This is a genomic window from Allocoprococcus comes (genome assembly GCF_013300725.1).
Lineage (GTDB): Bacteria > Bacillota > Clostridia > Lachnospirales > Lachnospiraceae > Allocoprococcus > Allocoprococcus comes_A.
Window position 1 is genome coordinate 1 of the sequence record NZ_JAAIMM010000004.1, and the last position, 22,813, is coordinate 22,813.

General features: G+C 43.0%; 25 protein-coding genes and 2 tRNA genes. 24 read left to right on the forward strand and 3 right to left on the reverse strand.

The genetic code is table 11. The features are described from left to right. Positions 1-203: 203 nt before the first annotated feature. From nudC to G4407_RS03005, 5 genes are all read left to right on the forward strand, one after another. Entirely contained in the window at positions 204-1,049 is an 846-nt protein-coding gene (gene nudC, locus G4407_RS02985; RefSeq protein WP_173687689.1) for an NAD(+) diphosphatase, read from the forward strand. Between the two features lie 263 nt (positions 1,050-1,312). Then, a complete protein-coding gene (gene infC / locus G4407_RS02990) occupies positions 1,313-1,807 on the forward strand; it encodes a translation initiation factor IF-3 (protein ID WP_173687690.1) in 495 nt (164 codons plus the stop codon). Between the two features lie 33 nt (positions 1,808-1,840). After that, positions 1,841-2,038: a 50S ribosomal protein L35 gene (rpmI, locus tag G4407_RS02995; RefSeq protein ID WP_022220532.1), complete on the forward strand. Its 198-nt coding sequence runs from the start codon at positions 1,841-1,843 to the stop codon at positions 2,036-2,038. A 33-nt stretch (positions 2,039-2,071) separates the two neighbouring features. Next, positions 2,072-2,428 carry a 50S ribosomal protein L20 gene (gene rplT, locus G4407_RS03000; protein ID WP_173687691.1) on the forward strand — a complete coding sequence of 119 codons (357 nt, stop codon included), beginning with the start codon at positions 2,072-2,074 and terminating at the stop codon, positions 2,426-2,428. Positions 2,429-2,930: 502 nt separating this feature from the next. Then, positions 2,931-3,707, forward strand: coding sequence for an ATP-binding protein (locus G4407_RS03005; protein WP_173687692.1), 777 nt, complete (start codon positions 2,931-2,933; stop codon positions 3,705-3,707). A 217-nt stretch (positions 3,708-3,924) separates the two neighbouring features. On the opposite strand, the gene G4407_RS03010 is transcribed toward G4407_RS03005, so the two are convergent. Further along, positions 3,925-4,290, reverse strand: a complete 366-nt coding sequence (locus G4407_RS03010) for a metal-dependent transcriptional regulator (protein ID WP_173687693.1) — start codon at positions 4,288-4,290, stop codon at positions 3,925-3,927. A 297-nt stretch (positions 4,291-4,587) separates the two neighbouring features. Here G4407_RS03010 and G4407_RS03015 point away from each other — a divergent pair, with 297 nt between their 5' ends. The 12 genes from G4407_RS03015 (at position 4,588) to G4407_RS03065 (ending at position 13,395) form a co-directional block, all read left to right on the forward strand. Then, on the forward strand, positions 4,588-4,797 hold the full coding sequence (locus G4407_RS03015; RefSeq protein WP_022220531.1) for a FeoA family protein: 210 nt from the start codon (positions 4,588-4,590) through the stop codon (positions 4,795-4,797). Between the two features lie 72 nt (positions 4,798-4,869). Next, the gene (locus G4407_RS03020) at positions 4,870-5,088 is read left to right on the forward strand and encodes a FeoA family protein (protein ID WP_055260881.1); all 219 of its coding nucleotides are present in this window, start codon (positions 4,870-4,872) and stop codon (positions 5,086-5,088) included. 49 nt (positions 5,089-5,137) lie between these two features. Then, positions 5,138-7,315, forward strand: a complete 2,178-nt coding sequence (gene feoB / locus G4407_RS03025; protein WP_173687694.1) for a ferrous iron transport protein B — start codon at positions 5,138-5,140, stop codon at positions 7,313-7,315. An 84-nt stretch (positions 7,316-7,399) separates the two neighbouring features. Further along, entirely contained in the window at positions 7,400-7,573 is a 174-nt protein-coding gene (locus G4407_RS03030) for a FeoB-associated Cys-rich membrane protein (protein WP_173687695.1), read from the forward strand. A 14-nt stretch (positions 7,574-7,587) separates the two neighbouring features. Then, positions 7,588-7,719, forward strand: a complete 132-nt coding sequence (locus tag G4407_RS16685; protein ID WP_270203598.1) for a hypothetical protein — start codon at positions 7,588-7,590, stop codon at positions 7,717-7,719. 1 nt (position 7,720) lies between these two features. Next, entirely contained in the window at positions 7,721-8,089 is a 369-nt protein-coding gene (locus tag G4407_RS03035) for a heavy-metal-associated domain-containing protein (protein ID WP_173687696.1), read from the forward strand. Positions 8,090-8,116: 27 nt separating this feature from the next. Further along, the gene (locus G4407_RS03040; protein WP_173687697.1) at positions 8,117-8,509 is read left to right on the forward strand and encodes a Fur family transcriptional regulator; all 393 of its coding nucleotides are present in this window, start codon (positions 8,117-8,119) and stop codon (positions 8,507-8,509) included. A 306-nt stretch (positions 8,510-8,815) separates the two neighbouring features. After that, positions 8,816-9,136: a DUF6110 family protein gene (locus tag G4407_RS03045; protein WP_173687698.1), complete on the forward strand. Its 321-nt coding sequence runs from the start codon at positions 8,816-8,818 to the stop codon at positions 9,134-9,136. 14 nt (positions 9,137-9,150) lie between these two features. After that, positions 9,151-11,223 carry a heavy metal translocating P-type ATPase gene (locus tag G4407_RS03050; RefSeq protein ID WP_173687699.1) on the forward strand — a complete coding sequence of 691 codons (2,073 nt, stop codon included), beginning with the start codon at positions 9,151-9,153 and terminating at the stop codon, positions 11,221-11,223. 211 nt (positions 11,224-11,434) lie between these two features. Next, a complete protein-coding gene (locus G4407_RS03055; RefSeq protein WP_173687700.1) occupies positions 11,435-12,202 on the forward strand; it encodes a prolipoprotein diacylglyceryl transferase in 768 nt (255 codons plus the stop codon). 235 nt (positions 12,203-12,437) lie between these two features. Next, positions 12,438-12,650: a helix-turn-helix domain-containing protein gene (locus tag G4407_RS03060; protein ID WP_173687701.1), complete on the forward strand. Its 213-nt coding sequence runs from the start codon at positions 12,438-12,440 to the stop codon at positions 12,648-12,650. Between the two features lie 4 nt (positions 12,651-12,654). After that, positions 12,655-13,395 carry a HipA N-terminal domain-containing protein gene (locus tag G4407_RS03065; protein WP_173687702.1) on the forward strand — a complete coding sequence of 247 codons (741 nt, stop codon included), beginning with the start codon at positions 12,655-12,657 and terminating at the stop codon, positions 13,393-13,395. 109 nt (positions 13,396-13,504) lie between these two features. Here G4407_RS03065 and G4407_RS03070 read toward each other — a convergent pair. Continuing rightward, positions 13,505-13,589 (reverse strand) — tRNA-Leu (locus tag G4407_RS03070). Positions 13,590-13,628: 39 nt separating this feature from the next. Next, positions 13,629-13,713 (reverse strand) — tRNA-Leu (locus G4407_RS03075). A gap of 276 nt (positions 13,714-13,989) precedes the next feature. Here G4407_RS03075 and pap point away from each other — a divergent pair. The 7 genes from pap (at position 13,990) to G4407_RS03110 (ending at position 22,750) form a co-directional block, all read left to right on the forward strand. After that, on the forward strand, positions 13,990-15,453 hold the full coding sequence (pap, locus tag G4407_RS03080) for a polyphosphate:AMP phosphotransferase (protein WP_173687703.1): 1,464 nt from the start codon (positions 13,990-13,992) through the stop codon (positions 15,451-15,453). A 3-nt stretch (positions 15,454-15,456) separates the two neighbouring features. Beyond that, entirely contained in the window at positions 15,457-16,461 is a 1,005-nt protein-coding gene (locus G4407_RS03085) for a deoxyguanosinetriphosphate triphosphohydrolase (protein WP_008374884.1), read from the forward strand. An 84-nt stretch (positions 16,462-16,545) separates the two neighbouring features. Further along, positions 16,546-18,321 (forward strand): DNA primase, encoded by a 1,776-nt coding sequence (dnaG, locus tag G4407_RS03090; RefSeq protein ID WP_173687704.1) that lies wholly within the window; start codon positions 16,546-16,548, stop codon positions 18,319-18,321. A 39-nt stretch (positions 18,322-18,360) separates the two neighbouring features. Next, positions 18,361-19,476 carry an RNA polymerase sigma factor RpoD gene (gene rpoD, locus G4407_RS03095; protein ID WP_173687705.1) on the forward strand — a complete coding sequence of 372 codons (1,116 nt, stop codon included), beginning with the start codon at positions 18,361-18,363 and terminating at the stop codon, positions 19,474-19,476. Positions 19,477-19,480: 4 nt separating this feature from the next. Next, the gene (locus G4407_RS03100) at positions 19,481-20,197 is read left to right on the forward strand and encodes a tRNA (adenine(22)-N(1))-methyltransferase (protein ID WP_173687706.1); all 717 of its coding nucleotides are present in this window, start codon (positions 19,481-19,483) and stop codon (positions 20,195-20,197) included. Positions 20,198-20,207: 10 nt separating this feature from the next. Continuing rightward, positions 20,208-21,005, forward strand: a complete 798-nt coding sequence (locus tag G4407_RS03105) for a Nif3-like dinuclear metal center hexameric protein (protein WP_173687799.1) — start codon at positions 20,208-20,210, stop codon at positions 21,003-21,005. A gap of 71 nt (positions 21,006-21,076) precedes the next feature. Then, entirely contained in the window at positions 21,077-22,750 is a 1,674-nt protein-coding gene (locus G4407_RS03110) for a nucleoside kinase (protein ID WP_173687707.1), read from the forward strand. Positions 22,751-22,813: the final 63 nt, after the last annotated feature.

Genomic DNA, 22,813 nt, shown 5'->3' on the forward strand with positions numbered 1-22,813 from the left:
AGCGATTCAACCTGCATAAAACGAACGCTGCGAATGAGGAACTGGTTATCAGTCTATTTAACGGACGCGAAGTCCAAGGAAGGAAAAGATATCCAATTGCTACCTACATTCTAACAGCTTAAGCAACAAGATGGATAATTCCTTACTGGCTGTAAGGGATATTAACCATAAATATATTGTAGTAGGAAGGAAATCAGATACCAATGATACAGGATATTTATCCACACAAATTATACAATGAATACAATCCAGCTGCCAAAGTGCAGGAGAACAGCCCTGTTTTAAATATCTACAATGGAAAGGTGCTGGTTCATACAGAAAAATTCGACAATCATATCATAGCATTCCCATTGAAGAAAGAAATGCCGGAAGAGCTGGAATATACCTATCTTTTTAGGGTGGACGACATTGAGTATTTTCTGTGGAACGAGGAGCTTCGGGAAGACTTGATTCCGGAGGGGTATGCATACGTTGAAGAGAGAAGTATACGAAAAGCAGGTAACGGTCCATGCGAAGAGGTCTTTGCAGCTACGACAGGAAAACACTTGTCGGATTGGTACAGAGACACCCGGTTTTGCGGAAGATGCGGGACAAGGATGGCGCTTCACGACAAGGAACGTGCAATGAGTTGTCCAGCTTGTGGTTATGTGGCATATCCGCGGATTATGCCGGCGGTTATCGTGGGCGTGAAAAATGGGGATCAATTACTGCTTACCAGATATCGTACAGGTTTTGCTTATAATGCATTGATCGCAGGTTTCACGGAGATTGGAGAAACAGTAGAAGAAACGGTTATGCGTGAAGTAATGGAAGAAACCGGGATCAGGGTTAAAAATATCCGTTATTATAAATCTCAGCCATGGGGAACTGCAAATGACCTTCTCCTTGGATTTTATTGTGAGGTGGATGGGGATGATACCATTACCATGGACTGTCAGGAACTAAAATATGCAAAGTGGGTACAGCGGGAAGAAATTGTGCTTCAGCCGGGGGATTTCAGTCTGACAAATGAAATGATGCGCAGATTCAAAGAAGGGAACGAAGTATAAAAAAGTGATTCATAAAAAATAAAAAAAGTGATTCATAAAAAATAAAAAAAGTGTTGACACCATATAAAATCTGTGGTAGATTATAACTTGCGTAAAGCGAACAACAAAGAAGAGTATCCACTCTCACCTTAGCGCAATCGGGCGACTAACGGTTTGATATTGAATTTATAATACCAGATATAAGTATTGTATGCAATAGATAGTGGATAGTCTGTAGCTATTCACTATTTTTTTATTGGAGGTGCACAACAATTAGCGATTTAATGATTAACGAACAAATCCGCGACAGAGAGGTACGCGTGGTTAGCGAGAGTGGGGAACAGTTAGGAATAATGTCAGCAAGAGATGCTATGAAGCTGGCACAGGAAGCGGAACTGGATCTGGTTAAAATCGCTCCGACAGCGAAACCGCCGGTTTGTAAGATTATCGATTATGGTAAGTTCAGATACGAACAGGCAAGGAAAGAAAAAGAAGCAAAGAAAAAGCAGAGAACTGTCGAGGTTAAGGAAGTGCGTCTTTCACCGAATATTGACACTAACGACCTGAACACGAAGATGAATAACGCTAGAAAATTTATCTCAAAAGGAAATAAAGTAAAAGTTACACTTCGTTTCCGTGGTAGAGAGATGGCTCATATGCAGCAGAGCAAACATATTCTTGACGATTTCGCTGAGAAGATGAAAGATGTTGCTGTCATTGAAAAGCCGGCAAAACTTGAAGGCAGAAGCCTGAGCATGGTTTTAACTGAAAAACGTTAAAAATAAATTATCTATATTAAGGAGGAAAACATCATGCCAAAAATTAAAACAAATAGAGCTGCTGCAAAGCGCTTCAAAACAACAGCTACAGGTAAACTTAAAAGAAACAAAGCTTACAAGAGCCATATCTTAACAAAGAAGTCTACTAAGAGAAAAAGAAATCTTAGACAGTCAACTATCACAGATTCTACAAATGTAAAGAACATGAAGAAAGTATTACCATATCTCTAAGATTTGGCAGGAAGATAGAAGGAGGATTAAGTAATGGCAAGAGTAAAAGGCGGAATGAACGCTAAGAAGAAACACAATAGAACTTTGAAACTGGCTAAAGGATACAGAGGAGCTCGTTCTAAACAGTACAGAATCGCAAAACAGTCTGTAATGAGAGCCCTTACATCAGCATACGCAGGAAGAAAGCAGAAAAAACGTCAGATGCGTCAGCTTTGGATCGCTCGTATCAACGCAGCTGCAAGAATGAATGGTCTTTCTTACAGCAAGCTTATGCACGGACTTAAAGTTGCCGGTGTAGATATGAACAGAAAGATGCTTGCTGAAATGGCAGTTAATGATGCAGCTGGATTCGCAGCTGTAGCTGAAGTTGCTAAAAAGGCACTTGCATAATTAAATCAGACGATTTCGTATAGAGTTTGAGAGAAGAGGGAAAACCTTGTGGAGAGAATCCGCAAGGTTTTTTTGTGCATAAATTTGAGCGATGAAGGTTGTGGTGGGCAAAGGATAGAAAAATAATCGTTCAGATTCAAGTTGTGCAAATCATTCCGATGAGCCTCTGAGGGCGAAAATTGTGTCAGCAATGGCTTCCACAATTTTTGAGTCTCATCTCCATTGCGCAAAATAGAATCCAAACGATTATTTTTCTATCCGCCGCGCATTCAACGGTATCGAGTGAAAAGCATTTTATTTACACGATATTGGAGAGTTTGTTTGCGGATTCCATGGTGGAGTGATGATGCTTGAAAGTTTGTTGAAAAATATTCTTATTTATCTATGGAGTGTTGTTATAACAACGGAATGAGATACGGTTGTGGGGTAGAATGAATGAGTAAAGTTTAAGAAATATAAATTCTAAAAAGTTAAAGTCAAATTTTAAGGAGGACATAAAAATATGATTCGTAGAATTATTCAGATAGATGAGGAGAAGTGTAATGGATGTGGGGCTTGTGCGAAGGCTTGTCATGAGGGGGCTATTTCTATGGTGAATGGGAAGGCGAAGCTGATGAGAGATGATTATTGCGACGGGCTGGGAGACTGTCTGCCGAATTGTCCGGTGGATGCCATTCATTTTGTAGAGCGTGAGGCGGCGGCTTATGATGCGGAGGCTGTGAAGCAGAATATGCTTAAAAAGCAGCAGGAAGAGGCTGCAAAGCAGAATGCGGGAGAAGGACCTAAAGCACCGGTAAAACCATTTGCAGGGGGATGTCCTGGAACCCGTATGCGTATGATGAACAGAGGGGAGAGTACGCAGAATACAGAGAGTGAAGAGGAAGGCAGGGAGACGGCGAAAAGCGTGAATAAGAGTATGCTTTCCCAGTGGCCGGTACAGATTAAGCTTGCACCGGTAAATGCACCGTATTTTGATGGGGCGAAGCTTCTGATCGCCGCAGACTGCAGTGCCTATGCTTATGGAGATTTTCATAATCGTTTTATCAAAGGGCATGTGACTTTGATCGGATGTCCAAAGCTGGATAATGTGGATTATTCGGAGAAGCTGACGGAGATTATTAAGAACAATAATATTAAGAGTGTGACGATCGTGCGGATGGAAGTGCCGTGCTGTGGAGGCCTCGAGATGGCGGCAAAGAAAGCACTCAGGGAAAGTGGTAAATTTATCCCGTGGCAGGTTGTGACCTTATCGCTTGACGGACAGATCATTGATGAATAATATGATACCAGGGTCAAAAGGTCAGAAAGCCGATGCAAGCTTGCTTGCAAGAGGATTTTGACCTCTTGACCCCAACATTATAATATTAGTAAAATAAAGTGATTTCATTACAGAAAACAGCATATGAAGTATGCTGCGGTAAATCTGTAGAGACTGTAAAAGGGCAAAGAAAAAGGCTGAAAAGTTATAAAACTTTTCGGCCTTTTTGATGCGATTACTAATGTGTTCGTACATATTCTTTGATTGCATTAAAGCTTTCTTTGCTGATTACATGTTCCATCTGGCAGGCATCATCGGTAGCGATCTCCTCCGGCACACCGAGTTCAATCAGCCATTTTGAAATAAATTCATGACGTTCATAGATCATGTTCGCGATCTCTTTTCCTGAATCGGTCAGATAAATAAAACCTGCATCTGTTACGGTAATATGATTCTCCTGACGAAGCTTCTTCATGGCGATGCTGACACTTGATTTTTTGAAACCAAGTTCATTTGCGATATCTACGGAGCGTACGACAGGTAATTTTTTACTTAACATCAATATTGCTTCAAGATAATTTTCGGATGATTCATTTTTAGCCATTTATTCCGGTCACCTCACTATTCATTCTTATACCTAATAGGATACCATGGATTGTATTTTTTTTCAAATAATATTGTTCTGTAAATGCTCTTTTTGTGCAGAAAGTAGAAGTTATAACTATTAAAAGTAAGCGCCGAACAGCAAAAATGAGAAAAGAAAAACAAAGGTTTTTTAAAACTTAAAAAAACACTTGACAACGCACAAACGTTAGAATATACTAACTATTGAACCAAAGTTGGTAATGAAAAAAATTATCATTCAAATTCCAAATACGCAAAAGAACAGGAGGTAGCGATTATGCCTTTAACGATGGCGAATATTGGTGAAGTAAATGAAATCAAGAGAATTGGTGGAAATGAAGAAACAAGGCGATTCCTTGCGAATCTCGGATTTGTAGCAGGTGCAGAGATTACAGTTGTTTCTGCAATCGGTGGTAACGTGATCGTGAACATCAAGGATTCACGTGTTGCGGTTAATTCTGATATGGCGCGGCATATCATGATCTAGCCTCTGGCTGGTCGGCGGGTCCGCTGTATATATATTCTGTATTTCGAAGCTTAAAGGAAAGGAGATACGACAATGACTTTAGGTGATGCAAAGGTTGGAAGCACTGTTGTTGTGACCAAGATTGAAGGAGACGGAGCTTACAAACGCCGTATTATGGACATGGGCATAACAAAAGGAAGCGAGCTGTACATCAGAAAAGTTGCGCCTCTCGGTGATCCTGTTGAGATTACTGTAAGAGGATATGAACTTACAGTAAGAAAAGATGATGCACAGTGTGTGCAGGTAAAATAGCATATACATAATTATGCATGAGAGTAGTACAACAAGGAGGTAAAAAGGAATGGCAATTAAAATTGCACTTGCCGGAAACCCGAACTGCGGTAAAACTACCATGTTTAACGCGCTCACAGGAGCCAACCAGTATGTTGGTAACTGGCCAGGGGTTACTGTAGAGAAAAAAGAGGGTAAATTAAAAAGTAAAAAGACAAAGGAAGAAGTTATCGTAACTGACCTTCCGGGTATCTATTCAATGTCTCCATATACACTGGAAGAGGTTGTCAGCCGTGACTATGTGCTGAAAGAAAATCCGGATGTGATCATTGATCTGGTGGATGCAACCAATATTGAACGTAACCTGTATCTGACAACTCAGCTGATCGAGACAGGTGTTCCGGTTGTTATTGCACTGAACATGGCAGATCTTCTTGCGAAGAGAGGAATCAAGATCGATGTGAAGAGACTTTCAATGTTACTTGACTGTCCGATCATCGAGACATCTGCGCTGAAAGGTGAGGGGCTTGACAAACTGATCGATGAAGCAGTAAAAGTTGCTAAGAAGTCAGAAATCGATCTTCCGAAAGATATCTTCTCAGCAGAGCTGGAAGGTGCTGTAGCAGAAGTTAAGAGCGTTCTTCCGGATTCTGTTTCAGAAGAGAAGAAGAGATGGTACGCTGTTAAATTCCTTGAGAACGACAGCAAGGTAGTAGAGAGCATGAAACTTTCCGGTGTGGCAGCCCAGACGGTAGAAGCACAGAGAAAAGCTCTTGAAAAGAAACATGACGATGATATGGAAAGCATTGTAATAGACGAACGTTACAAATTCATCCAGAAGATAGTTTCAACAACTGTTCAGAAGGGAAAAGAAAAGCTTACAACTTCTGACAAGATCGACCGTATCGTTACGAACCGGTTCCTCGGAATCCCGATCTTTATGCTGGTAATGTGGGCCGTATATTATGTTTCTGTAACAACAGTCGGTACCTTTGTAACAGACTGGACAAATGATGTATTTGTAGTAGCAATTCAGGATGCAGCAACAAGCGCACTTTCAGCGATCGGTGCCGGTGACATGGTTATGGGACTTGTTGTTGATGGTATCATCGGTGGTCTTGGAGCAGTACTTGGTTTCGTACCACAGATGGCAATCCTGTTCCTCTTCCTGTCTATCCTTGAAGACTGCGGATACATGGTTCGTATCGCGTTCGTCATGGACCGTGTGTTCAGACATTTCGGACTTTCAGGAAAGAGCTTTATCCCGCTTCTGATTTCATCAGGCTGCGGTATTCCTGGAATCATGGCTTCTAAGACTATTGAACAGGACAATGACAGACGTCTTACAATTATGACAGCAACCTTTATCCCATGTGGAGCTAAACTTCCGGTTATCGCTCTGATGGGTGGTGTTATTTCCGGTGAAGTAGCAGGATATCAGGAAAGCTCATTTATCGCACCGCTTATGTATTTCATTGGAATTGTAGCAGTACTTGTGGCTGCGATCATCCTGAAGAAGACAAAACCGTTCTCAGGAAAACCTGCACCGTTTGTAATGGAACTTCCACAGTACCATATTCCACAGGCTAAGACAGTTCTCCTTCATGTATGGGAAAGACTGAAAGGCTTCATCATCAAAGCCGGAACAATCCTGTTCCTTGCCTGCGTAGTAATGTGGTTCCTTGGTGGATTCGGATTCGTAGACGGAAGCTTCGGTATGGTAGAAGACAGTGCAGACAGCCTTATGGCAATGATCGGTGGCGTGATCGCACCGCTCTTTGCACCACTTGGATTTGGCGAATGGCAGCCGGTAGCAGCTTCTATCTCTGGATTTACAGCAAAAGAAGCGATTGTTTCAACAATGGGTGTACTTGCTAACGTATCTGGTGATACTGAAGATGCAGTGAACGTAGCAGCTGGTGTTGCATCTTGGTTCCCAAGCTCAATTGCAGCATTTTCATTCCTGATGTTCAACCTTCTGGATTCTCCTTGTCTTGCAGCAATCGCTACAATGGCACAGCAGATGCAGTCCAGAAAATGGTTCTGGTTCGCAATCCTCTTCCAGAACATCTTCGCTTACATCGTATGCCTCTGTGTATATCAGATCGGTTCATTCGTAACAGGCGGAGCATTCGGAGTTGGTACAGCAGTAGGATTTATCCTTCTTATCGGAATCCTCTTCATGCTGTTCAGACCAGATCCGTATAAAAACCAGAAAGTTTATTCAAAACGTTCTGTAAACGCATAAGATTTATAAGAACTTTAAGGCGGAAGCCGGATGCAGAAGCCTGTGTCCGGCTTCCAGTGTAAAAGAAAGAACAGGTGAAGGTTTATGATCGCTAATATTGTGATACTCGCACTGATTGCAGGATATTGTATTTTCCTGATCCGTAAAGGATATAAAAACCATAAAGAAGGGAAACCTGTCGGATGTGCGGGCTGTAGCGGAAATTGCAGTTCCTGCAGTGGATGCAGCAGTAAGGCTGCACCGAAGAAGAAAGACTGAAAGGCGGGGAGAATATGGGAAATTCATCAGGCTCTATGTTCTACGCTTTCGGTGCGATCCTGATCATTTATCTCGTAGGAGTCAGTATTTATCAATTGGTCTTGTGGATAAAGAAATGGCGTGAACGCCGGAAGGATGAGGAATAACATGGTTGATGTAATTATTATTCTGATCGTGATCGTACTTCTTATTTTTGCATTAAAGGGTACGCTTAAACATTTTAAAGGGGAAAGTCCTTGCTGTGGCGGTGGATCCGGAACGATCGTGACAGATATTGAAGATAAGGTGCTGGATAACCCGGCAATCGGTAAAAAGACAGTGAAGATTTCCGGTATGCATTGTGAGCATTGTGTAAAAAGTGTAACGGAAGCAATCAACAAAATCGAAGGTGCATCTGCAAAGGTGAATCTCAAAAAAGAAGAAGCAGTTGTAAGCTATGACAGAGAAATCGATGATGATGATCTGAAAAAAGCTGTCGAGGAAGCAGGATTTAAGGTAGTTGATATCAGAGCCTAACAGGTGACAGCATGGAAAGGGGCTATCATGGACGCGAAAGAAAGAATAATCGAGCAGCTGAAAAGAAGTGGCTGCAGGGTTACGAAGCAGCGGCTCATGCTGATCGATGTTATTTTGGAAGGAAAATGTAATTGCTGCAAGGAAATTTATTATCAGGTGTCTCTGAAGGATCCGAGTATCGGACCGGCGACGGTATACCGTATGGTCAATACGCTGGAGCAGATCGGAGCGATCAGCCGCAAGAATATGTACCGTATTTCGGATAAGGGCTGCAAAATGGAATACATGATCGAGCTGGAGGACGGAACAGTTCTTGATCTTCCGGAGGATAAATGGACGGCAGTGATCAAATCTGGGCTGGATGTCTGTGGATTTTCAGGCGGACAGAATGTAAGAAACATCACACTTAAAGAAGCATAACATTGCAAAAAAACGTTCCGGAACGGAACGGTTCGGATATGGAGGCAGGTACCGTGGTTGTATCTGTCTCTTTTAGATAGCGGAGAATGAGTTCCTTCTATATAAATATGGATATAGGTAACTGTGGAAAGTTGTGTAAAAATTAAGATGAAAATAGTGAATTTGTGGCAGATATGGTGGAAAAAAGTTTGACAAAACTGATTTTACATAAAAGTGAGAAAATTTATCAGAAGCAAAAAAAGACTGGTAATTTACAGATTCGTGTCATATAATAGGCGTTAATGAAAAAACAGGAGGTACATAGGTATGTTTGATATTACTAAAGTAAATTGGAAAAAGGTTGGAATTTTTGCATCAGGAGTTCTTTTTGGAACAGCCGGAATCAAAGCACTTTCAAGCAAGGATGCTAAGAACGTGTACACAAATTGCACAGCAGCAGTTCTTCGCGCAAAAGACTGTGTTATGAAAACAGCTACAAATATCCAGGAAAATGCAGAGGATATTTATGCTGAAGCTAAGAGCATCAACGAAGAAAGAGCTGCTGAAATGGAAGAATTTTCTGATGCAGATACAGCAGCAGAGGCTGAAGAAGCTGAAAATACAGAGTTTAACGAAGTAACAGAGTAAGAGGCGCACTGAACGTGAAGTTTATAATTAAACATGAGATGAAAGGCCGGATGAGAGTCCGGCTTTCTCAAAAAAGAATGACATATGAACAGGCTGATATATTACAGTATTATCTGCTCTGCAATGAATCAGTCAAACTGGCAAAGGTATATGACAGAACCTGTGATGCAGTCATTAATTATACCGGCGACAGAGAAGATGTAATCCGTCTTCTGCAGGAATTTCACTATCAGACAGTGGAAGTTCCGGCGGACGTACTTGCAACTTCCGGTCGTGAAGTGAATGCGCAGTATCAGGAAAAGCTGTTCAATAAAGTAGTATTTCATTATGCAAGAAAATGGTTCCTTCCGTATCCACTGAATGCATGCTATACATCAGTCATGTCGCTGAAGTATATCTGGAAGGGAATCAAGTGTCTGTGGGCACGCAAGGTTGAGGTTCCGGTGCTGGATGCGACTGCAATCGGTGTATCCGTTGCGCGTGGGGATTTCAGTACGGCCGGATCCGTTATGTTCCTGCTTGGAATCGGTGAGATTCTGGAAGAGTGGACACATAAGAAATCTGTAGATGACCTGGCAAGAACCATGTCTCTGAATGTAAGTAAGGTATGGCTGAAGACAGAAGACCAGGAAGTTCTGGTTCCTGCATCCAAGATAAAAGCAGGAGACCGGATTGTGATCCGTATGGGAACTGTGATTCCGTTTGACGGCGATATCGTGGATGGTGAAGCGATGATCAATCAGGCATCTCTTACCGGAGAGTCAGTGTCTGTCCGTAAGACGGTTGGAAGCTATGCATATGCAGGAACCGTGGTTGAAGAAGGTGAGATCACAGTCGGAGTCAAACAGGTAAGCGGAAACAGCCGCTTCGATAAGATCGTTACGATGATTGAAGAATCTGAGAAGTTAAAATCAGGAGTAGAAAGCAAGGCAGAGCATCTTGCTGACAAACTTGTACCGTATTCACTTGGTGGAACAGCCATTACCTATCTGCTGACGAGAAATGTCACCAAGGCTCTTTCTATCCTGATGGTAGATTTTTCATGTGCGCTTAAGCTTTCAATGCCGATTTCGGTGCTGTCTGCAATCCGTGAAGCAAACCTTTACAATATTACCGTAAAGGGCGGAAAGTATCTGGAAGCCGTGGCAGAGGCAGATACGATCGTATTTGACAAGACTGGTACACTTACAAAAGCAACACCTACCGTGGTGGATGTGGTTTCCTTTGATGGAAGAACACCGGATGAACTGCTCCGTATTGCAGCGTGTCTGGAAGAACATTTCCCGCATTCTATGGCAAAAGCAGTAGTAAATGCAGCAAAAGAGAAAAATCTGGATCATGAGGAAATGCATTCTAAGGTAGAGTATGTGGTTGCACATGGCATTTCTACAACGATTGGTGATAAAAATGTAATTATCGGAAGCTCTCATTTTGTATTTGAAGATGAGAAATGTACAATTCCGGAAGGCAAACAGGAGTTATTTGACGGTCTTCCGGAAGAATATTCACATCTGTATCTTGCAATCGAGAATCAGCTTGCAGGAGTGATCTGTATTGAAGATCCACTGAGAGAAGAGGCGAAGACAGTAGTTGCCGAGCTCAAGAAAACAGGATTTGGAAAGGTTGTTATGATGACAGGTGACAGCGACCGTACAGCTTCGGCAATCGCAAAGCGTGTCGGCGTGGATGAATATTATTCAGAAGTACTGCCGGAAGATAAGGCTGCATTTGTAGAAAAGGAAAAAGCAGCCGGAAGAAAAGTTATTATGATCGGTGATGGTATCAATGATTCGCCGGCACTTTCTGCGGCAGATGTAGGAATTGCGATCAGCAATGGCGCAGAGATTGCACGTGAGATTGCAGATATTACGGTAGGCGCAGATGATCTTGGACAGATCGTGACCTTAAGACGTCTCAGCAATAGGCTGATGAAGAGGATTCAAAGTAATTACCGCTTTATTGTTGGATTCAATTCCGGTCTGATCGTACTTGGAGTAACCGGTGTGATCCAGCCGACGACATCAGCACTTTTACACAATACTTCAACTCTGGCAATTGGGCTGAAGAGTATGAAGAATCTTCTGTAAGGCAGAACAATTTAATGATAGCTCTAAACGCGGGGTGTGATTCTCTGAATCATGCCCCATTGCTGGATTAAGAGGCAAAATAGCGTTGCTGGTCACAGGTACTGTGAACAGTAACAAAATAGCAGATAGTATCCAAAAGGATAAGATTGACAAATGAAGGGATAATCCATACAATGATAAATAGATTGATAAAAGGGAGGAATAAAAAAGCGTGAAAATTAATCTGTTTTCAATAGGAAAGTTTACGATACATGGATATGGACTGATGATCGCAATCGGTATCCTTTGCTGTGTGGCAATGGCTTCTTATCGGGCAAAAAAGAATGGCCTGGATCCGGAAGCAATTGTGGATATCGGAATTTACGGTGTGATCGGTGGTTTTGTAGGTGCAAAAATTCTATATGTGATCGTGGAGTTCAAGACGTTTATCAAGGATCCGAAGTCGGTACTCGGTTCAGAAGGATTTGTCGTATATGGTGGAATTATTGCCGGTTTTCTGACAGCGATTGTATATTGCAGAATTAAGAAGCTTTATTTTCTGGAATATTTTGATCTCGCTGTGGCAAGTATTTCGATGGCACAGGGATTTGGAAGAATCGGATGTTTTCTTGCAGGATGCTGCTATGGAAGGGAGACAACCTCCAGATTTGGTGTGGTATTCCCGGAAGGCGGGCTTGCTCCGGCAGGTGTTAAACTGATTCCTACACAGCTTATATCATCGGCAGGTGATTTCCTGATCATGATCGTGTTACTTCTATATTATAGGAAGAATAAAAAAGACGGTACACCGGGAAACGTAGGTTTTCTGTATATGCTGCTGTATGGTGTAGGAAGATTCCTTGTTGAGTTTTTAAGAAATGATGACAGAGGGGGAGCCGGAATGTTCTCAACCTCCCAGTGGATCTCCATGGTGATCGTAGCAGGTGGAGTTGTATTGTATCTGGTAAATAAAAGAAGGCATAAAAAGAAAAATCTCTAATAAAAATCAGAGATAATTTTACGGTAAGGAAGCTTCAGCGGATACAGATAAGAAACAGGCGAAGAATAATATTCTGAACTTTATAAAATGTGAAATGATTTCTGAAAGTTAAAGAAATCTTATTGACACAGTCGTACGGCTAATAATATACTTAAAACAAGTAATTTCGCCGTACGACATATTTTTTTTGAAAAAACAAGTAATTTTGCCGTACGACATATTTGGGAGAGGGATTATGAAAATTACAGACTCAAAATCATTAGGACAAGCAATCCGCGAAAGAAGAAAAGAATTAAATTATACACAATCATATGTATCAGACTTCACAGGTCTTTCTGTCACTTTTATTTCTGATTTAGAACGTGGAAAACCTACAGCAGAAATTGAAAAAACAATACGACTGATTAATATTTTGGGATTGGATTTATTCGTAGAGCGACGAGGATAAGAGGATGAGAACATTATTAGTTTATATTGAAATCAAAGGTGAAAATAAATTTGTTGGAGAAATTGTAGGAAACAGTTCAAACGATGCCTGTTTTTCATATGATTCAGCATATTTAAACAATCCTGAGCATCGAGCTATTTCCATTGGTCTACCATTAGAGGAAAAGACATTTGATACAATACGTACTCGAATTTTCTTTGAAGGCTTACTTCCAGAAGGATTTACAAGAAAATGTGTAGCCAAATGGATGCACATGGATGAAAATGATTATTTATCCATTTTAGCAGGTCTTGGTAGAGAATGTCTCGGAGCAATCAAAGTTATAGAAAAGTTAGATCAGGTAATTGATCCAGATTATCGTGAACTGTCTAAAGAGGAAGTTTATTCACTTGCCAGAGAAGGAGCATCAGAATCCGCAGAACTGGTCACAAAATCACATCTGTCTTTAACTGGTGCATCTGGAAAAGTTGGATTGTACTATAACGACTTAGATAAAAAATGGTATTTACCAATAGGAGAAGCGCCGAGTACACATATTGTAAAACAAAGTCATGTTCGATTAAAAAAGATTGTTGCAAATGAGCAACTATGCCTTTTGATGGCAAAGAATTTAGGAATTGAAATTCCGGAAAGCTTTATTGTTACAACAGATAAAAATGATGATGAGGCTGTGCTTTTCGCAACGCAGCGATATGATAGACAATTTACAGCAAGTAATAAAGTGATTAGTTCGATTCTTATTTAAATAGTGGATTATAGGAAAATAAAAAAGCAGAGGCTTCATTCAATAATGAGTGAGGCTTCTTTACTATAAAAAGAAAACCTCTGATAAAATCAGAGGTTTCTTTTTGTAATGCGGAAGATGGGACTTGAACCCACACAAGCGCAATGCTTACAAGATCCTTAGTCTTGCTCGTCTGCCAGTTCCGACACTTCCGCACAAACATTATTTAATTACCGGACTTAGATAAATCCGAATGCGGAAGATGGGACTTGAACCCACACAGGCGCAATGCCTACAAGATCCTTAGTCTTGCTCGTCTGCCAGTTCCGACACTTCCGCATATCACTCAGTGAGCTTTATTTTAACTGCTCGCCGCTGACAAAAGCTATAATACTATATTCCAAACACAAAGTCAACAAAAATTTAAAAGAAATTTTAATTCGCAATATATTACGAAAAATATCGAAAAGATAAATAATTCAATAATTTCACGAATTCACTTTCTTATTATGAGAAAATATAGTAATATAATATATAATTGTATGCGTTAATTGCGTGTTTTATCAATGGATTTGGGGATAATAAGAGCAGAAAATGGTGAAATGGAGGCATTTTATGGAGAAAAATGTAAAAATGAAGGATATAAAAGAACTGGGAGAGCAGCTTGGAGAACTGCAAAGAGTGTGCAGGGAGAAAAAAATCCCGGTGATGATCGCATTTGAGGGTTATGGAGCAGCAGGAAAAGGACTTCAGATTGGTAATCTGATCCAGGCACTCGATCCAAGAGGCTTTAAAGTATATGCGGTAAAAAATGAAACAGAAGAGGAAAGGATGCGTCCTTTTATGTGGCGTTTCTGGACGAAGATCCCGGAAAAGGGAAGAATTGCGATTTTTGATACCAGCTGGTACCGGAGAGTTATGATTGAACGTTTTGAAGGAAAAACACCGGAAAAAGAGCTGGAAAAGGACTTTGAATCGATCCGTGCATTTGAAAAACAGCTGACGGATGATGGAATGGTGATCATCAAACTGTTTTTAAAGATTGACCGGAAAGAACAGAAAAAGCGCTTTGAGAAACTGCTTGCTTCCAAGGATACTGCATGGCGGGTAAGCAAAGGCGATCTGAAGCGGAATCATGATTTTAAAGAGTATAAAGCAATCAATGAAGAGATGCTGCGGAAAACGGATGCAGATTACGCATCGTGGACAGTGATCGATGCTACAAAGAAGAAAGAAGCTAAAGTGGCTGTTTATCAGGCGGTGATCCAGGCAATGGAAGAAGCAGTCGCAAGAAAGGAACTGGAAGAAAAAGGAAGTCTGGAAAAGAAAACGGAAGTGAAAAGGGAAACAGCAGAAACCATTCTGGCAAAGGCGGATCTTTCCAAATCCATGCCAAAAGAGGTTTATGAGGAACGCTTAAAAGAGCTTCAGAAAAAGATGGAACATCTGCATGGAGAGCTTTATCGCAGGAGAATCCCGGTTGTCCTTGGCTTTGAGGGATGGGATTCCGGAGGAAAAGGTGGTGCGATCAAACGTCTGACTTCACATATGGATCCGAGAGGATATGTGGTGAATCCGACAGCGTCACCGAGTGATACAGAGAAAGCACATCATTATCTGTGGCGTTTCTGGCGTGCAATGCCGAAAGCCGGTCATATTGCGATATTTGACAGAACCTGGTATGGAAGAGTGATGGTAGAGAGGATTGAAGGATTTTGCACTGAAAAAGAATGGAGGAGAGCTTATGGGGAGATCAACGCCATGGAGCAGGATCTGGTAAATGCAGGAGCAATCGTGCTGAAATTCTGGATGCAGATTGACAAGGATGAGCAGGCGAGAAGGTTTGAGGCCAGACAGGAAAATCCGAAAAAACAGTGGAAGATCACCGATGAAGACTGGAGAAACCGGGAAAAATGGGATCAGTATGAGGTGGCGGTAGAAGAAATGCTGGAAAAGACTTCTATGCCACATGCACCGTGGATCGTAGTGGAAGGAAATGATAAATATTATGCGCGTATTAAAGTTCTGGAATGCGTGACAGAAGCAATCGAGAAACGTCTGAAAGAAGAGAGGAAATAAAAAATGACGATCAGGGAACAGATGGAAGAAAGAGAAAAGGAATATCTAAGTCCCTGTGCCACATTAAGCATGGCTTCCCGGGGGAGAAAGAGAAATGAGCCACAGTGTGATATCCGACCGGTTTTTCAGAGGGACAGAGACCGGATCCTGCACAGTAAGGCATTCCGGCGCATGAAGCAGAAGACGCAGGTGTTTCTCCTCCCAATCGGAGACCATTACCGGACGCGGCTAACGCATACGCTGGAAGTATCGCAGAACGCCCGGACGATCGGAAAGGCGCTCAGGCTGAATGAAGATCTGGTGGAGGCAATTGCACTGGGACATGATCTCGGGCATACTCCGTTTGGACATGCAGGAGAGAGAGCTCTGAACAATGTGTGTCCGTGTGGATTTAAACACAATGAACAAAGTGTCCGTGTAGTAGAGGTGCTGGAGAAACAGGGGGAGGGACTGAACCTGACCTGGGAAGTGATCGATGGAATCCGCAACCACAAAAGTGCGGGAATGCCTGCGACACTGGAAGGGCAGATCGTCAGACTTTCTGATAAGATTGCTTATGTGAACCATGATATTGATGATGCAGTAAGAGCGGGGATCATGAATGAAGAGGAACTGCCTAAAGAGCTGCGAAAAGTTCTGGGCAACAGTAAAAGAGAGCGTCTGAATACACTTACCCATGATGTGATCGTAAACAGTATGGACAAACCGAAGATCTGCATGTCAGAGGAAGTCCGTGAAGCACTGATGGAGCTGAGGGCATATATGTTTACCCATGTTTATGAGAATCCACTTGCAAAGGGCGAAGAGGACAAAGCAATCCGAATGATCGAAGATCTGTATTCTTATTATGAAACGCACATGGAAAAGATGCCGGAGCAGTATCTGAAACAGCTGCAGAAAGGGGAAATGCCGGAAATCGCGGTGTGTGATTACATAGCAGGGATGACGGATAATTTTGCCGTAAAAAAGTTTGAAGAAATTTTTATTCCACAATCTTGGAAATTTTAAAGGAAATAAAAAAGTTTTGTCGAATATATATTATGTAGGGGTTGCGCAAGGGGCGCGAACCCTGCCAGGAAGGTGTAGGACATAATGTATTATTCAGATGAGATTATAGAAGAAGTAAGATCAAAAAATGATATCGTAGATGTGATTTCCGGATACGTGAAGCTGAAGAAGCAGGGAAGTTCGTATTTCGGACTTTGCCCGTTTCACAGTGAGAAATCTCCCTCCTTTTCTGTGAGCAGGGATAAGCAGATGTATTACTGCTTTGGCTGCGGAGCGGGAGGAAATGTATTTACCTTCATTATGGAGTATGAGAATTATTCTTTTGTAGAAGCACTCAAGTTTTTGGCACAGCGTGCCGGTGTGGAGCTTCCGCAGGAGGAATATTCAAAAGAAGCGAAAGAAAGAGCAGATACGAGAAGTGCGCTGCTTGAGATGAACAAGCTGGCGGCCAAGTATTATTATGCGCAGCTGAAGACGGAGGGCGGAAGGCAGGCAAGAGAATATCTGCAGAACCGTCAGTTAAGCCAGGAGACGATCACTGCATTTGGACTTGGATATTCCAGCAAATACAGTGATGATCTGTTTCGGTACCTGAAGATGAAGGGCTATAGTGAAGAGATGATCATCAAAGCAGGTCTGGTCAATGTCGATGAAAAGCACGGAGTTTACGACAAATTCTGGAACCGTGTCATGTTTCCGATTATGGATGTGAATAATCGTGTGATCGGATTTGGCGGGCGTGTGATGGGCGACGGGAAGCCAAAGTACCTGAACTCACCGGAGACTCTGATTTTTGATAAGAGCCGGAATCTGTACGGACTTCACCGGGCGAGAACATCGAGAAAGCCGTATTTTATTGTATGTGAAGGCTATATGGATGTAATTTCGCTCCATCAGGCGGGATTTACCAATGCAGTTGCATCACTTGGAACTGCACTTACAGCAGGACATGCAGCATTGATCAAACGATATGTGAATGAAGTCTATCTGACCTATGACAGTGATGAAGCCGGAACTAAAGCGGCACTCCGGGCAGCTCCGATCCTTCGGGAGGCCGGTGTGACGACCCGCGTGATCCGGATGGAACCGTACAAGGATCCGGATGAATTCATCAAGAATCTTGGAGCTGAGGCATTTGAAGAGCGGATCAGGAAAGCAAGGAACAGCTTTATGTTCGGTCTTGAGATGCTGGAAAAAAGTTATGACCTGAATGCACCGGAAGGAAAGACGGAATTCCTCAGAGAGGCGGCTAGAAGGCTGGCACGTTTTGAAGAAGAAATTGAACGTGACAATTACATAGAAGCGGTGGCAAAGACTTATCATGTTGGCTACGAAGAACTTAAGAAGCTGGTTGTCAAGGTAGCAGTCCAGAGCGGAATGGCAGCTCTGGCCACAAATCCGAGACAGACGATCCGTCAGGAAACGCCAAAAGAGGATGGTCATATCCGGTCACAGAAGATTCTGCTTACCTGGCTGATCGACAGGGAAGAGTTGTTTGATCAGGTAAGCCGTTATGTTACGCCGGAGGATTTTACGGTGGAGCTGTACCGGAAAGTTGCTGAACTTCTGTATGAACAGCATGCAAAAGGAGAACTGAATCCTGCGCAGATCATGAATTATTTTACAGAGGAAGAGGAACACCGCGCGGTGGCAGCACTTTTCAATACGAGAATCAAAGAGCTGACGACTGCGGGAGAGCAGGAAAAAGCGATCAAGGAGACGATTCTCCGGGTAAAGGAGTACAGTATCGAGACCGCAACCCGGAATCTGGATCCGACAGACATTCAGGGGCTGCAAAGGCTTATGAATGCGAAGAAGGCAGTGCAGGACCTTCATAAACTGCATATTTCCATTAATTAGGGATAGAATATAAACAAGCGATGAGAGGAAGGACACTACATGGAAGAGAACGTAGTAAAGTTTCAGGAAAAATTAAAAAATCTGGTTGCTCTTGCGAAGAAAAAGAAGAACATTCTTGAAATCCAGGAAATCAATGATGTATTCCGGGATATGGAGCTGGAACCGACACAGATGGACAAGGTATTTGAGTACCTGGAGGCCAATGGGATCGATGTGCTTCAGATGAATGATGACTCCAGCGTGGATGATGATGATCTGGAGATCATGCTTTCGGATGAAGACGAAGTGGATATGGAGAAGATCGACCTGTCTGTTCCGGACGGAATCAGCATCGAAGATCCGGTCCGTATGTATCTGAAGGAGATCGGTAAGGTTCCGCTTCTTTCGGCAGAAGAAGAGATCGAGCTGGCAAAGAGAATGGCAGATGGTGATGAAGAAGCGAAAAAGCGCCTTGCAGAAGCTAATCTGCGACTGGTAGTCAGCATTGCAAAGCGTTACGTGGGACGTGGTATGCTGTTTCTGGATCTTATACAGGAAGGAAACCTTGGACTTATCAAGGCGGTAGAGAAGTTTGATTATCAGAAGGGATTTAAGTTCAGTACCTATGCAACATGGTGGATCCGTCAGGCGATCACACGTGCGATTGCTGACCAGGCGAGAACCATCCGTATACCGGTTCATATGGTAGAGACGATCAACAAACTGATCCGTGTATCCAGACAGTTACTGCAGGAGCTTGGACGTGAACCTACGCCGGAAGAGATCGCGGCAGAGCTGGACATGCCGGTAGACCGTGTGCGTGAAATCCTGAAGATTTCCCAGGAACCGGTTTCTCTTGAGACTCCGATCGGTGAGGAAGAGGACAGCCATCTGGGCGACTTTATCCAGGATGACAATGTACCTGTTCCGGCAGAAGCAGCAGCGCAGACACTCCTGAAAGAACAGCTGGATGAAGTATTAAGTACACTGACAGAGAGAGAGCAGAAAGTTCTCCGCCTGCGTTTTGGTATGAGTGACGGAAGAGCACGTACACTGGAAGAGGTCGGAAAAGAGTTCGATGTCACCCGTGAGCGTATCCGTCAGATCGAAGCAAAAGCACTCCGCAAGCTTCGTCATCCGAGCCGCAGCAGAAAATTAAGAGATTATTTGGATTAAGAAGATGGCTGAATTATCAAAAAGATTACAGGCAGTGGCGGATCTTGTCACACCGGGAATGCGTCTTGTGGATGTGGGAACAGACCACGCTTACATCCCAATCTATCTGACACAGAACGGGCTGGTTCCGTCCGCGATTGCCATGGATATTAACAAAGGACCATTAGAGAGAGCGGATGCACATATCCTTGAACATGGACTGGATGGGAAGATCGTTACCCGTCTTTCCGATGGCCTGGTGAATTTGAAAATGAAAGAAGCTGATACAATGATCGCCGCCGGAATGGGCGGCGGTCTTGTCATACACATTCTGAATGAGGATCCGGCAAAAACCAGAAGCTTAAAGGAACTGATCCTGCAGCCGCAGTCAGAGCTTGCAAAAGTCCGCCGTTATCTGGAGGAATATAGATTTCGTATCGTTGCAGAGGACATGGTGGAAGAGGATGGCAAATACTATCCAATGATGAAGGTGATCCCGGCAGAGCAGAAAGGTCTTTATGCAGAAGGTGTTCCGGCAGCAGAAGAAGAGCTTGAATACGGGAAATATTTATTAGAGAAGGCTCACCCGGTGATGGGAGCATATCTGAAAAAGGAACTGTCTGTGAATCAGAGTGTGTATGAAAAGCTTCGGGTGCAGGAGAGCGAACGCACGAAGGAGAGAAGTGCAGAGGTTCTGCATATGATAAAGAGAGCAGAAGACCTGCTTGACCGGTATTTTTAGGAGGAAAATGATGATTTGCAGAGAGATTATAAAAGAAATAGAAGCACGTTATCCAAAGCACTATGCGATGGAGTGGGATAATGTAGGACTGCAGGTCGGAAGAAGCGATAAAGAAGTAAAGAGGATCTATCTTGCACTGGATGCGACGGATGAAGTGATCGAAGAAGCAGCAGACTGGGGCGCAGATATGCTGATCACACATCATCCGATGATCTTTAAGGCAATGAAAAAGATCAATGACGAGGATTTTATTGGCAGAAGAGTACTGAAGCTGATTCGGGATGACATTTCTTACTATGCGATGCATACCAATTATGATGTGATGGGAATGGCAGAGCTTGCGGGGGAGGTACTTGAACTGAGTGAACCGGAGGTCCTGGAAGTGACGGGAAGCATGCATTCAGAATCCGGCGAAGTTCCGGTTGGAATCGGAAGAGTTGCTGATCTGGCACAGCCGATGGATTTAAAATCCTGTGCGGAAATGGTAAAAAAAGCATTTGATCTTCCGAATGTGAAGATTTTTGGAGAGCCGGATATGCAGGTACATCGCCTTGGTGTTTTTCCGGGCTCCGGGAAGAGCGCAATTTCCGTATCTTTGGAAAAAGGTGTGGATGTACTGGTGACAGGTGATATTGATCACCATGAGGGGATTGATGCGGTTGCGCAAAAAATGGCAGTAATTGATGCCGGACACTATGGCGTGGAGCATATCTTTATTGCAGATATGGAACATTTTTGCCGGGAGAAATTTCCAGAGGCAGAGATCCGGACAGCAAAGATCCGGCAGCCATTCTGGGTTTTGACGTAAGGTGTTTGGGAGCGGGGAGAAAAACAGACAGATTTGTCAAAGTGCCGTAAGGCAGAAAGAAGGCGGTAAATATGGAACAGCAGATGTACAAAGTACAGATTGACGGGGAAGAGAGAAGTTTTCCGGCAGAAACCACATATCTGCAGATTGCCGGGGAATATCAGGAAAGATACCCACATAATATTGTTCTTGTATATGTAAATGGAAAGCTTCAGGAGCTTGGGAAGAAGCTGAAAAAGGACTGTGCACTCCATTTTGTGACGACAGGCGAGACGATCGGAAATCTTACCTATCGCCGTGGTGTAAGTTTTCTGCTGGTGAAGGCAGTATATGATACACTCGGACACGATAAGATAGAACAGGTGAGAATCCATTTTTCTGTAGATAAAGGGTATTATTGTACAATAAAAGGAGATCTGAAGCTGGATCAGGAACTGCTTGCAAGGATTGAAGAACGGATGCATGAAATGGCTGATAAGGATCTTTCCATCCGAAAGAGATCGGTCCATACCGATGAAGCGGTTGAAATGTTCCGTAAGTACGGTATGAAGGATAAAGAGCGTTTGTTCCGGTATCGCAGAGTGTCTACAGTCAATATTTACAGTATCAATGAATTTGAGGACTACTATTACGGCTATATGGTTCCGTCAACCGGCTATCTGAAATATTTTAAACTATATTTATATGATGAGGGATTTGTAGTACAGATGCCGGAGGCAGCTGAACCGGAAAAGATACCTCCATTTCAGCCTCAGAATAAGCTGTTCCATGTGCTGAAGGAGTCTACGCGTGGCGGTGATATGCTTGGAATTGAAACGGTAGGGGCACTGAATGATTATGTGACAGGCGGCAACGCCAATCCAAAGGAACTGCTTCTGGTACAGGAGGCAATGCAGGAGAAGAAGATTGCGCAGATCGCAGAGCAGATTGCAGGAAATCCGCAGAAGAAGTTTGTCTTGATCGCCGGTCCTTCTTCGTCAGGAAAGACTACATTTTCCAGACGGCTTTCCATCCAACTCCGGGTAAGTGGTCTGGTCCCGCATCCGATTTCAGTGGATGATTACTTTAAGAACCGTGTGGATACACCGCTGGACGCAGAAGGAAAGCCGAATTATGAATGCCTGGAAGCGCTGGATGTGGAACTTTTTAACCATGATCTGAAAAAGCTGCTTGCAGGCGAGCGGATTGAACTTCCGACGTTTAATTTCAAGACCGGAAAACGGGAATATAACGGACATTATATGCAGCTCGGAGAGCAGGATATTCTGGTGATCGAAGGCATTCACTGTCTGAATGATGCGCTGACCCATGATCTGCCAAAAGAAAATAAATTCAAGATCTATATCAGTGCACTGACCCAGTTGAATATCGATGAGCATAACCGGATCGCATCAACAGATGGACGTCTGATCCGCCGGATGGTGCGCGATGCAAGAACCAGAGGTACTTCGGCAAAGCAGACGATCGCTATGTGGCAGTCGGTGCGAAGAGGGGAAGAGAACAATATTTTCCCGTATCAGGAAGACGCGGATGTGATGTTTAATTCAGCTCTTCTTTATGAGCTGGCTGTTCTGAAAGCTTATGCAGAACCGATCCTGTTCGGAATTGAGAAGGACTGCGCTGAATATCAGGAGGCAAAGAGACTGCTCAAATTCCTGGATTATTTTGTGGGAATCGGAAGTGAGTATGTTCCGCAGAATTCGATTTTGAGGGAATTTATTGGAGGCGGATGTTTTGATTTGTAGAATGTTGAAGCTGGTCACATGGTAAGAGAGCGATATAGATTATAGAGGCAGTTTGAATCCGTT

What these genes read in the sequence shown, in the direction of transcription:
- G4407_RS03110 (WP_173687707.1), top strand. Translation starts at nt 21,077, where the DNA reads ATGGAACAGCAGATGTACAAAGTACAGATTGACGGGGAAGAGAGAAGT.
- G4407_RS16685 (WP_270203598.1), top strand. Translation starts at nt 7,588, where the DNA reads ATGGGAAATTCATCAGGCTCTATGTTCTACGCTTTCGGTGCGATCCTG.
- rpmI (WP_022220532.1), top strand. Translation starts at nt 1,841, where the DNA reads ATGCCAAAAATTAAAACAAATAGAGCTGCTGCAAAGCGCTTCAAAACA.
- G4407_RS03060 (WP_173687701.1), top strand. Translation starts at nt 12,438, where the DNA reads ATGAAAATTACAGACTCAAAATCATTAGGACAAGCAATCCGCGAAAGA.
- G4407_RS03010 (WP_173687693.1), bottom strand. Translation starts at nt 4,290, where the DNA reads ATGGCTAAAAATGAATCATCCGAAAATTATCTTGAAGCAATATTGATG.
- G4407_RS03040 (WP_173687697.1), top strand. Translation starts at nt 8,117, where the DNA reads ATGGACGCGAAAGAAAGAATAATCGAGCAGCTGAAAAGAAGTGGCTGC.
- G4407_RS03065 (WP_173687702.1), top strand. Translation starts at nt 12,655, where the DNA reads ATGAGAACATTATTAGTTTATATTGAAATCAAAGGTGAAAATAAATTT.
- pap (WP_173687703.1), top strand. Translation starts at nt 13,990, where the DNA reads ATGGAGAAAAATGTAAAAATGAAGGATATAAAAGAACTGGGAGAGCAG.
- G4407_RS03100 (WP_173687706.1), top strand. Translation starts at nt 19,481, where the DNA reads ATGGCTGAATTATCAAAAAGATTACAGGCAGTGGCGGATCTTGTCACA.
- G4407_RS03030 (WP_173687695.1), top strand. Translation starts at nt 7,400, where the DNA reads ATGATCGCTAATATTGTGATACTCGCACTGATTGCAGGATATTGTATT.
- G4407_RS03105 (WP_173687799.1), top strand. Translation starts at nt 20,208, where the DNA reads ATGATTTGCAGAGAGATTATAAAAGAAATAGAAGCACGTTATCCAAAG.
- rpoD (WP_173687705.1), top strand. Translation starts at nt 18,361, where the DNA reads ATGGAAGAGAACGTAGTAAAGTTTCAGGAAAAATTAAAAAATCTGGTT.
- G4407_RS03045 (WP_173687698.1), top strand. Translation starts at nt 8,816, where the DNA reads ATGTTTGATATTACTAAAGTAAATTGGAAAAAGGTTGGAATTTTTGCA.
- dnaG (WP_173687704.1), top strand. Translation starts at nt 16,546, where the DNA reads ATGTATTATTCAGATGAGATTATAGAAGAAGTAAGATCAAAAAATGAT.
- infC (WP_173687690.1), top strand. Translation starts at nt 1,313, where the DNA reads ATGATTAACGAACAAATCCGCGACAGAGAGGTACGCGTGGTTAGCGAG.
- G4407_RS03020 (WP_055260881.1), top strand. Translation starts at nt 4,870, where the DNA reads ATGACTTTAGGTGATGCAAAGGTTGGAAGCACTGTTGTTGTGACCAAG.
- rplT (WP_173687691.1), top strand. Translation starts at nt 2,072, where the DNA reads ATGGCAAGAGTAAAAGGCGGAATGAACGCTAAGAAGAAACACAATAGA.
- G4407_RS03005 (WP_173687692.1), top strand. Translation starts at nt 2,931, where the DNA reads ATGATTCGTAGAATTATTCAGATAGATGAGGAGAAGTGTAATGGATGT.
- G4407_RS03085 (WP_008374884.1), top strand. Translation starts at nt 15,457, where the DNA reads ATGACGATCAGGGAACAGATGGAAGAAAGAGAAAAGGAATATCTAAGT.
- feoB (WP_173687694.1), top strand. Translation starts at nt 5,138, where the DNA reads ATGGCAATTAAAATTGCACTTGCCGGAAACCCGAACTGCGGTAAAACT.
- nudC (WP_173687689.1), top strand. Translation starts at nt 204, where the DNA reads ATGATACAGGATATTTATCCACACAAATTATACAATGAATACAATCCA.
- G4407_RS03015 (WP_022220531.1), top strand. Translation starts at nt 4,588, where the DNA reads ATGCCTTTAACGATGGCGAATATTGGTGAAGTAAATGAAATCAAGAGA.
- G4407_RS03035 (WP_173687696.1), top strand. Translation starts at nt 7,721, where the DNA reads ATGGTTGATGTAATTATTATTCTGATCGTGATCGTACTTCTTATTTTT.